General features: G+C 64.3%; 11 protein-coding genes. 8 read left to right on the plus strand and 3 right to left on the minus strand.

Translation table 11 applies throughout. The features are described 5' to 3' along the window. Nucleotides 1–9: 9 nt before the first annotated feature. From KIO74_RS30960 to KIO74_RS30985, 6 genes are all read left to right on the plus strand, one after another. Nucleotides 10–465, plus strand: coding sequence for a DUF411 domain-containing protein (locus KIO74_RS30960; RefSeq protein WP_244643302.1), 456 nt, complete (start codon nt 10–12; stop codon nt 463–465). A 110-nt stretch (nt 466–575) separates the two neighbouring features. Next, nucleotides 576–779 carry a DUF2934 domain-containing protein gene (locus KIO74_RS30965; protein WP_191321285.1) on the plus strand — a complete coding sequence of 68 codons (204 nt, stop codon included), beginning with the start codon at nt 576–578 and terminating at the stop codon, nt 777–779. Nucleotides 780–834: 55 nt separating this feature from the next. Then, entirely contained in the window at nt 835–2,529 is a 1,695-nt protein-coding gene (gene glgP / locus KIO74_RS30970; protein WP_210319940.1) for an alpha-glucan family phosphorylase, read from the plus strand. A gap of 14 nt (nt 2,530–2,543) precedes the next feature. Next, entirely contained in the window at nt 2,544–3,197 is a 654-nt protein-coding gene (locus KIO74_RS30975; RefSeq protein ID WP_213339615.1) for a CBS domain-containing protein, read from the plus strand. Continuing rightward, nucleotides 3,194–4,204, plus strand: coding sequence for a hydroxyacid dehydrogenase (locus KIO74_RS30980; RefSeq protein ID WP_191321283.1), 1,011 nt, complete (start codon nt 3,194–3,196; stop codon nt 4,202–4,204). The genes KIO74_RS30975 and KIO74_RS30980 overlap by 4 nt, the downstream gene beginning before the upstream one ends. Before the next feature lies 1 nt (nt 4,205). Further along, nucleotides 4,206–4,871: a DUF6629 family protein gene (locus tag KIO74_RS30985; RefSeq protein ID WP_191321282.1), complete on the plus strand. Its 666-nt coding sequence runs from the start codon at nt 4,206–4,208 to the stop codon at nt 4,869–4,871. Nucleotides 4,872–4,993: 122 nt separating this feature from the next. Here the strand turns inward: KIO74_RS30985 and KIO74_RS30990 are convergent, their stop codons facing one another. After that, nucleotides 4,994–5,743 carry an SDR family NAD(P)-dependent oxidoreductase gene (locus KIO74_RS30990; protein ID WP_502762142.1) on the minus strand — a complete coding sequence of 250 codons (750 nt, stop codon included), beginning with the start codon at nt 5,741–5,743 and terminating at the stop codon, nt 4,994–4,996. A 28-nt stretch (nt 5,744–5,771) separates the two neighbouring features. Between KIO74_RS30990 and KIO74_RS30995 the strand changes: the two genes are divergently transcribed. Together KIO74_RS30995 and KIO74_RS32385 are read left to right on the plus strand one after the other, a co-directional pair. Next, nucleotides 5,772–6,188 carry a group III truncated hemoglobin gene (locus KIO74_RS30995; RefSeq protein WP_244643306.1) on the plus strand — a complete coding sequence of 139 codons (417 nt, stop codon included), beginning with the start codon at nt 5,772–5,774 and terminating at the stop codon, nt 6,186–6,188. 144 nt (nt 6,189–6,332) lie between these two features. Beyond that, nucleotides 6,333–6,458 (plus strand): hypothetical protein, encoded by a 126-nt coding sequence (locus tag KIO74_RS32385; RefSeq protein WP_254985796.1) that lies wholly within the window; start codon nt 6,333–6,335, stop codon nt 6,456–6,458. Nucleotides 6,459–6,537: 79 nt separating this feature from the next. Here KIO74_RS32385 and KIO74_RS31000 read toward each other — a convergent pair whose 3' ends face one another. After that, entirely contained in the window at nt 6,538–7,578 is a 1,041-nt protein-coding gene (locus tag KIO74_RS31000) for a type II glyceraldehyde-3-phosphate dehydrogenase (RefSeq protein WP_191321307.1), read from the minus strand. Nucleotides 7,579–7,830: 252 nt separating this feature from the next. Beyond that, complete coding sequence (locus KIO74_RS31005) at nt 7,831–9,315, minus strand: multicopper oxidase family protein (RefSeq protein ID WP_213339617.1); 1,485 nt, start codon at nt 9,313–9,315, stop codon at nt 7,831–7,833. Nucleotides 9,316–9,597 lie beyond the last annotated feature (282 nt).

Genomic DNA, 9,597 nt, shown 5'->3' on the forward strand with positions numbered 1-9,597 from the left:
AGGGAGACAATCGTGACGTTCAGCCGCAGGAAATTCATCGGCCTTGCCGGAGGGATCGGTGCTTCAGTCATCGGCATCACCAGCGTCTCGGCCGCCGGCACGCCGATCTCGGTGACTCGCTCGCCGAGCTGCGGCTGCTGCTCGGCCTGGATCGCCCATCTGCGCCAGGCAGGCTTTTCGGTGGAGGACAAGCTCCTGGACGATCTCGCGCCTCTCAAGACACGGCTTGGCGTGCCGGCCGATCTGCAATCGTGTCACACGGCGACGCTGTCAGGCTATGTGATCGAAGGCCATGTGCCGGCGAATGAAATCCTCCGCATCCTGGCCGAAAGACCGGCGGCGACGGGCCTTGCTGTCGCTGGAATGCCCACGGGATCTCCAGGCATGGAGATCGCCGGTCAAGCCGAGCGCTATGACGTGGTGCTGTTTGGTCCGCGCGGGCGACAGGTGTTCGCGCGCTACTGAAAGAGGTAGCGCTCGCAGCGATCTTTAACATCCATCAACGATGTCGGCGTGTCGCGAGCGGAAGCTGCCGGGCGCCTAACACAGTCCGACATCGATGAAGGAGCAGGATCATGTCAGAAGCGCAGGCCACCCCGGAGCAGAATGTCCTTTGGCCGAAGATCGAGCTGCGGGCGTATGAGATCTGGCTACACGAGGGTTGCCCGGAGGGTCACGACGTAGAGCACTGGCTGCGCGCCGAAACCGAGATCGCGGGCGAGGGCGCCGAGCCAGAAGCGACGGGTGAGGCCGCAGCAGCTGCCAAGAAGAAGAAATAATCGCGCGGCCGCGAGCGGCATCGACGAGCGCTGGCCTCACGCCGGGAGAGCACTCTTGGATTTTCTCGATCGGTCTATCCGGCGGACGCGCTTTGCCTACTTCTCGATGGAGATCGCGCTTCGCGCCGAGATGCATACCTATAGCGGCGGGCTGGGGGTGCTCGCCGGGGACTCGGCACGCTCGGCCGCCGATCTTGATCTGCCGATGGTATTCGTCACGCTCGTGAGCCGGCAGGGTTATGTGCGGCAAGCGATCGATGACCGTCATGGGCAGATCAGCAAGCCCGACCCATGGGCGCCACAGGATTTCGCGACAGCCTTACCGCAGATGATCGCGGTGTCGATCGAGGGGCGCGCCGTATGGGTGCGCCCTTGGCTCTATGGGCTGGAATGCCCGCTCGGGCATATCGTTCCGGTCGTGCTGCTCGACACCGATCTCGAGCAGAACGCTGTCGAGGATCGCCGGATCACAGATACGCTCTATGGCGGCGATCAGGCCTATCGGCTGAAGCAGGAGATCGTGCTCGGCATTGGCGGCCAGAGCGTGTTGCGCGCGCTCGGCTTCCGCATCGACAAGTATCATCTCAACGAAGGTCACGCCGCGCTATTGACGTTGCCCCTGTTGCGGGAGACCCAGCGACCAGACGCCGACGGTTCGTCGGATCCGGTCCGCGGCTACGACATCGCGGCGGTTCGCGAACGGTGTGTGTTCACGACGCATACGCCCGTGGAGGCGGGATTCGACAAATTCGACTATGATCTCGTCGACCGCGTCCTCGGCGACTACATCGAACGTGATGTCCTGACGCATCTGGCCGGCATCGATCATCTCAACATGACGCGGCTGGCGCTGAACCTCAGCGGCTATGTGAACGGCGTCGCCCGCCGGCATGCGGAGACGACGCGCAAACTCTTTCCAGGCTATCAGATCGCTTCGATCACGAATGGCGTCCATGTCCATCGATGGACGCATGGCGCCATCGCAACGCTCTTCGAGCAGCAGTTCTCGAATTGGGCGCATGAGCCCGAAGTCCTCGCCTTCGCCGACCAGGTAGACAACGGTGCGCTCTGGGCGGCGCACGAAAACGCCAAGCGCGATCTCTTGGCGGGCATCGCCCAGGCGACGGGTAAACAGCTGCGTGCCGATCTGCCGTTGATCGGCTATGCGCGGCGCATGACCGCCTACAAGCGCCCGGAGATGATCTTCTCCGACCTGGACCGGTTGCGCGAGATAGCGAAAGACCGTCCGTTTCAGATCGTGCTGGCCGGCCTCGCGCATCCAGGCGACGGCGGCGGGCAAGAGGCGATCCGCGCGCTTGGTGCGCATATCGAGACGCTGGACGGTGTGGTCCCGGCAGTGTTCGTGCCGGGCTACAATCTCGACATCGCGGCGGCGCTGGTCGCTGGTTGCGATGTCTGGCTGAATACGCCGCTGCCGCCGCTCGAGGCCTCCGGCACCAGCGGGATGAAGGCCGCGCTCAACGGCGTCCTCAATCTCAGCGTCCTTGATGGCTGGTGGATCGAGGGTTGCGTCGACGGCGTGACAGGCTGGTCGATCCCCAGCAATGGCGCCCACGCGAATGACGCGGTCGCTCTGTACGACAAGCTCAGGGACGTGGTGCTTCCGCTTTACGACGGTGATCGCGGCCATTGGATCTGGATGATGAAGCAGGCGATCAGCAAGATCGGCCCGTCCTTCAACTCTCATCGGATGATTCGGCGCTACGTCACCGAAGCCTACTTGCGTTGACGGGGAGACGGACGATGCGCGTGCGGGATGTGATGTCGACCCGGTTGGTCACGATCAGCCCCGAGCACAGCGTCTGGCACGCCGCGCAGATCATGCTCAGTGAACATGTGAGTGGCCTTCCGGTGCTGGATGACGCCCGGGCCCTGGTCGGCCTGATTACCGAAGGCGACCTGCTGCGGCGCTCCGAGCTTGGAACGCCCCTCGCAGACGGGGGCGTGGAAGCGCGCGCCCGCGCCTATGTCCGAAGCCGGAGCTGGAAGGTCGGCGCGCTCATGTCGTCGCCGCTCCTGACGATCGAGGAGGATGAGCCGCTGTCGCAGGTGGCGCAGCTGCTCGGCGCTCATCGGATCAAACGGCTGCCGGTGCTGCGCGGCGCACGACTGGTGGGCATCGTCAGCCGGGCAGACCTGCTCAAGGTCATTTCGGCCGGCGGTCCCGACGCCGAGGTCAAGGGTGATGCGGCCGTATTGCGGGCGTTGCGGGCACGGCTCGAGGAGGCTGGCACCGTGCTGGACCGGCAGCCGGAGCTCCATGTCACGGCCGGCCGGGTGCACGTAACCGGCGCCATGCGCTCCCAGGAGGAGATCGAAGTCGTGCGGATGGTGGTCGACAGCGTGGTGGGATCGGGATTTAAGGATGATTTGACAGTCGAGAAGGAGCCTGGATGAGGGTTGTTCTGTTCGAGGCGGAGGACTGGGAGAAGAAAGCCTGCGCTAGATTGATGCGTCAGCACGACGTCCGTTGCACGACAGTTCCGCTCAACATCACTACGGTCGGCGAGTTCAAGGACGCGGAGGTGATCAGTCCTTTCGTGGCCTCCCGCCTCGATGCGGGCATCATCCATCGACTGCCCGAGCTGAAGCTCATCGCAACCCGTTCGGCGGGATACGACCATATCGACCTGGCCGCCTGCCGGCAGCACGGCGTCGCCATTGCCAACGTGCCGGATTACGGGGATGCGACAGTCGCCGAACATGCCTTCGCTCTGCTGTTAGCGCTGGCGCGCAACATCGTTGAGAGCGTCGCGCTCACGCGACGCGGCGGCTTCTCAATGGCCGGCACGCGCGGCCTCGAATTGCGTGACAAGGTCATCGCGGTTGTCGGGACAGGGCGCATCGGGCGCCGCACGATCGAGATCGCGCGCGGCTTCGGCATGCGTGTCGTCGCATTCGATCAAATCCAGGACGCTGCCGCGGCGACACGGTGGGGATTCACCTATGGCCCCCTCGACGCAGTCCTGGCGCAGGCCGATGTGGTGACGCTGCATGTGCCGTCATCGTCCACGACGGCGGGGTTGATCGGCGCACGGCAGTTCGAGGCCATGAAGGAGGGGGCCATCCTCATCAACACGGCGCGCGGCAATGTGGTCGACACAGAGGCGCTGGTGCGGGCGCTGGCAAGCGGCAAGTTGCGCGCGGCCGGTCTCGACGTGCTGCCGCAGGAGCCGCTGATCCGCGAGGAGGCCGAGATCTTCCGCCAGGACATGACGGTCGACGCGGTTGATCTCAAGGCGCTTGTCGCCAACCACGTGCTGCTGCGCTTTCCGAACGTTCTGGTCACGCCGCACAACGCTTACAACACCGACGCGGCGCTGCGACGTATCATCGACACCACCCTTGCCAACGTCGAAGGCTTTGCGGCCGGTCGCCCGGTCAATCTCGTCGGGGTAGCCTGAGATGTGCCTGTCTGCACAGGTCAGTCTGGGCGCCGCCGCCATCCTCATCCCGGCCGGCGCGGTTGCCGGCGCGTCGGCATGGCGGCAGGATCGCCGCTATGTGATGATCGCTACACTGCCATTTCTTTTCGGCCTGCAGCAATTGGTGGAGGGAATTGTCTGGATCGAGGGCCGTGCTGGCAACCTGCATCACGTCGCCCAATATTCCCTGCTTTATATGTTCTTCACCTGGATTGCCTGGCCGATCTGGGTACCTCTGTCGGCCTACAGCCTGGAGAGCGGTGGGCGCCGGAACCTCATCCTTTTGTTCGTCATCGCGGGCTCAATGCTGGGCGGCCTGCAGTTCATCCCATACTTTGTCCACGACGGCTGGCTGACGACGACGTACCTGCGCTGGGCGGTCCGCTACCAGGACGTCAATCTGCTTGACGGGCTTGTCTCGCGGGTTGTGACCTATGCGATCTACGTCACCGTCATCATCGTGCCGTTCCTCCTGGTGCGCGACTGGGGGATCAAGATTTTCGGCCTGCTCGTCGCCGGCGTCCTCGTCGTCACCTATGTGTTCTTCTCCTACGCCTATATCTCGGTGTTCTGCTTTGGGGGCGCCGTCATTTCCGCCTATTTGCTGGCGATGATCTGGCATAGACGCCACATATCATCGCGCTGATCCGACGTGCCGGTCCGGCGTGACGACGCACATCGTAGCGGGGCGACAAGCCGGGTGCGTGCTCCCGCGCTCGTCGTTCAAGCTGCCATCGTTCTTTGACCGAACTGCTCGACGGGCGAGGCTCAGTCGTCGAAGGCGACGGACCGGGCGAGCTGCTCTTGGGATTGCAGGAAGGCCAGTCGCGATTGCCACGCATTTTGAACCACCTCATAGGCGTCGCCGCCCAGGGTCACACGCACGGGAGGTCGTTCGCTCGTTGCGATCTCGAAGATGGCCTGGGCGATCTTCTGCGGATCGAGCGTGTAGAGTTCATCGCCGGCGCTCTCGAAGAGACTGCGCATGGCGCCGGCGGGAGTGTCGCGATAGGCGGCGATCGCCGAAGCGAACTTCAGATTGCCCCCGAAGCTGCTGCGTACGCCGCCCGGTTCAATCAGCGTGACGAAGACGTCGAACGGCTCGAGTTCCTGCCGCAGGCATTCGCTGAAGCCCTCCAGCCCCCATTTGGCGGCATGATACATACTGCTGGTAGGAAGAGAGCCTTGGCCGCTGGCGCTCGAGATTTGGATGATCCGACCACTGCGGCGTTCGCGCATGGCGGGAATGAACGCGCGAGTGATGTGGACGGGTGCCATCAGGTTGAGCGCGATCTGCTCCTCGATGTCCGCGTCCGACATCTCCTCGGTCGCGCCAATAACGCCGCCGCCCGCGTTGTTGACCACGATGTCCACGGGTCGCCGAGCTTGCGCCCGGGCGACGACCGGCGCGATGTCGCCGGTAACAGTGACGTCGAGTTTTTCGACCACCAGTCGTTCGCCATATCTCTCGGTCAGATCGCTCATGCTTTCCGGTTTGCGAACCGCGGCTGTCAACACGTCGCCGGCAGCCAGGATGGACGAAGCTATGATCCGCGCCGTTGTCAGTCGGTTCTACGCGCTGGCACGGGTAGACGATATCATCGGACCGGTGTTCCGGAATGCCGTTGCGGATGAGCAGTGGCAGGCACATCTGGATACCATTACGGATTTCTGGAGCTCGATGCTGCTTGGTAGCGGGCGCTATCATGGCCGGCCAATGCCAAAGCATCTTGCGTTGACGGAACTGGGCGATGTGCATTTCCAGCGTTGGCTGGCGCTTTTTCGCTTCACCGTGACCGAACTGTGCCCGCCCGACATCGCGGCGCTTTTTATCGAGCGGTCGGAGCGGGTTGGAAACTCATTCCGCCTCAACGTCCACATGCATCGCGGGCAAAATCTGGTGCATCTCAAACCGCTGGAACGGAAAGATTATCGACCGCCTCACGCCGGTGGAACAAATTAACGATGTCACGCCCTGCCTGCTCGAGGGCCGGGCGCAACGCGCCCTCGAACTCCGCCTTCGCCTCTGCCGCGGAGAATGGCCGGGCACGTTCGCGCAGGTCGCGCAGTTGCTTGAGATAGTCCGGGACAGGTCAGGGCGCATGCCGTGGGCCTGACCGATCCCGATGAAGGTTCCGCCGAGATCATCGAACGTCTGGCGCAGGGCGAACCGGCAAGGCCGAGGCGCGGTGACGCCGCGGCGCCGCTCGGCGAGATAACGCGGCGTCAATGAGATTGCGGCGGCGACGATGTTGAAGAGCCGGGAGCTCACACGCTTTGGCCGCGGCTATCGGCCGACGCCGCGCATCGCGTCAGAAGAACCGCTGCCGGATGCCGAGCGAGGCGTTCGTCAGCGCGATCGAAGACGCGGCATCCGATGCGAGGCCGGTCAGAGCGCGGACCGCATCGATCGTCTCGGGAATGACGATCGCCTGGTTGTCGACCATGTAGGCGTAAAACAGCTCGTCGCCTTTCGTGCGCAGCATGTCTTCCCAGAGCGCCACCTCGTAGAGATTGTCGTGCGGCCGGCCGAGGTCGGCCATCAGCTCCTTCACGGTATTGATCGCGGTGAGCCCGTCCGTGGTTCGGATCAGGGCGATCCGCGACGAAGCACGGAAAGCGTCGAGGACCTCCTCTTTTTCGGCCGCGCGGGTCAACTGGACGGACCAGTAGTGGAGATGCGCCAACGTCTCGGGAACCTTGACGGCCATGGTCACCACATCGAGGTCGGGATCGACGCTCTGGGCATCGGGTCCCTGATGACTCGGGATCTCGGGCTCGGGCACGAGCGTGTTCATGATCCCGCCTTTATGGCTCTCCCACGGATCGGTAGCGCGCCTCAGCAGTGTGCCGCGCGCGTGTTTCAGGAGGCCGGCGCGCTTCAGGGCGGAAAGCGTGCGGACGATGGAGGTCGTATTGCAGGACACGACGCGCGTCGATTGGCGGCCGATCGCGCTTGCAAAGGAGCTTTCTGCGACGAAAGAGTGTCCGGTCACGGCGTGTTTCTCGCCGCCATGGACGATGAACTTGATGCCTTGGGCGCGGTACCGTTCGACGTTGGTCGCGGCGACGCGCTTGGGCGTGCAGTCGACCACGATGTCCGCCGTCTGGAGCAGCGCATCGAGCGTGCCGGCGACCGGCAAGCCGGCGTCCCTCATCGGGCCAACCGTCTCATCGGAGGCCGCGTAGAACGGGATCGCCTTCTGTTCTAGCGAGCGCAGACGCCAGTCGCTGGCAATATCAGACACCCCGACGAGCTCCATGTCATCCTGGACGCGTACGGCGTCGACCACGCGCTTGCCGATTACGCCGAAGCCGTTCACCGCGACGCGGACGGGATTGCGCTGTGTCATTGCGGATATCCTTCGACAAGTTACGGAGATCACGTCGCCGCAGCTTGGTTGGGGCCTTGGCGGGAGCGTGCCACCTGATTGCCAGCGTCCGGCGCGCTTAACTTTGATCAAGGTTAAGGTTGCGGCAGGTCGCCCATGCCGCGGGCTGCGCGCTCGCGCCAGGGCGGCAGCGCCGAAAAGAAGCCCGGATCGGGTTGCAGGCGAGCCGACGGCCCTGATGCCGACGAGGGCGCCGGCATCAGGTATCGCGGTCTAGCCGAGATCCTCGTAAGTCACGTATGCCATCATGCCGGTCGCCATGTGGTACAGGTGATGGCAATGCAACGGCCATGTGCCGGGATTGTTGGCGTCGAAGACGATCGTCATCGAGTCGCCTGGCGGCACCAGGACCGTATCGCGGACTGCGCCCGCGCGCTTGGCACCGTTAATGGCGATCACCTGGAAATGGTGGCCGTGCAGATGCATAGGATGCGACATCATCGAGGCATTGCGCATGGTGATCTCGATGCGCTGGCGCCGGCGCGCGCGCAGCTCATCGCCGCCCTCGATAGACCAGGCGTAGCCTAGCATCTGGCCTGTGAGCGTGAGGGTGAACCGGCGATCCGCCGGCTTCGCGTCGAGGGGATTGCGCGCGCGTAGCCGCTGTTCGAGCTCAGACCCGACGATCGGCCCGGCAGCGTCGCCGGTACTGGCAAGTCGTTTCACCGTAGACCCGGACGTGGCCAGGATCACCCCTGTTCGTTCTACCGCGCCCTCGCGTAGCGCAAGGACGGGATAGGCGCCTTCTCCCGGCGGCAGCGACAGGGCGATGTCGAGGCGTTGGCCCATGCTGACCGGGAAGATCGAGGCGGAGATCGGCAGGACGTCCTGACCGTCGACTGCGAGCAGTGTGCCCTTGAGCGCGCCGGTGTCGATCGTGAAACCCGTCGCGGTTGCGCCATTGATGATACGCAGGCGCACGCGGCCGCTCCTTTCAACGCGCACGATCTCGGGGTCGTCGAGCGTCCGATCGTTGGCGAGATAGGCGTCGTAGTCGATGTCGTTGAGGTCCATCGCGGCCATTTGCATGCCGGGCATCCCCGCCATCGGCATCTTGCCCATGTCGCCATGTCCCATACCGGAATGGTTCATCATCGGCATGCCGGCCATGCCGGCTGATCCTTTCGCTGCGCCATGACCCCTGCCTTGCTTTAACCGCGCGAGCAGTTCCTCGACCGGCGTGAAGGAAAAATCATGCAGCAGGATGACGACCTCCTGTTCGTCGCGCGCCCGATCGGCGGCGCGGCGAACGATGAGCGGCGCGGCAAGCAGGTTCTGCTCCTGAAGCGTGTGCGCGTGCATCCAGTGCGTGCCGCCCTCGCCGACCGGGAAGGTGTACCGATGGCTACTTGCGGGTTTGAGCAGGGGCTGCGGGTTGTCGGGCACGCCGTCGGACTCCCACGGCGGTGTGAGGCCATGCCAATGGACCAGCGTCGGCTGGTCGAGTTGGTTCGAGAGCTCGACGTCGAAGACGGCCTCGGCGTCCAACGTCAGGCCGGGCACGCCATTGGGCTGCAAAAGGCCGAAGACGCGTGCGGCGCGGCCTTTGACCTCGATCGAGCGGCTGGCTGCAGCGAGCTTGACGGGAGAAGGGGCGCCTGGCGTCTGAGCCCCGCCGAGGGCGGGGCGGGCAAGTGTAGCGGCGCCAAGGGCCGCGGCGCCGCTCATCACTGAGTGAAGAAATCTGCGTCTGTTCATGGTCGTTAGTCCTCATCGTGCCTGCAGGTGGCAGGCGTGCTGATTGAGCGCACCGAGACGGCGCGCGCCGAGCCCCGAAGCGTCGGGGCGGGTCGAACTCGATCAGCATCGAGGAGGTTTGTGCGGCTGCCCGATCAGGATGCCAAAGATCGGATCACCGCGGTCGAGTCTGTGCTTTGCGAGTACTGGCCGCGGCTTCTCGTTCCATCCCGTGGCAGCGGGAGCGGTGCAAAGGCTGCACACGGAGGTGCAACAACGGGCGGCATGCACGCCGCTCGGCTT

The organism is Chelatococcus sp. HY11, from assembly GCF_018398335.1.
Lineage (GTDB): Bacteria > Pseudomonadota > Alphaproteobacteria > Rhizobiales > Beijerinckiaceae > Chelatococcus.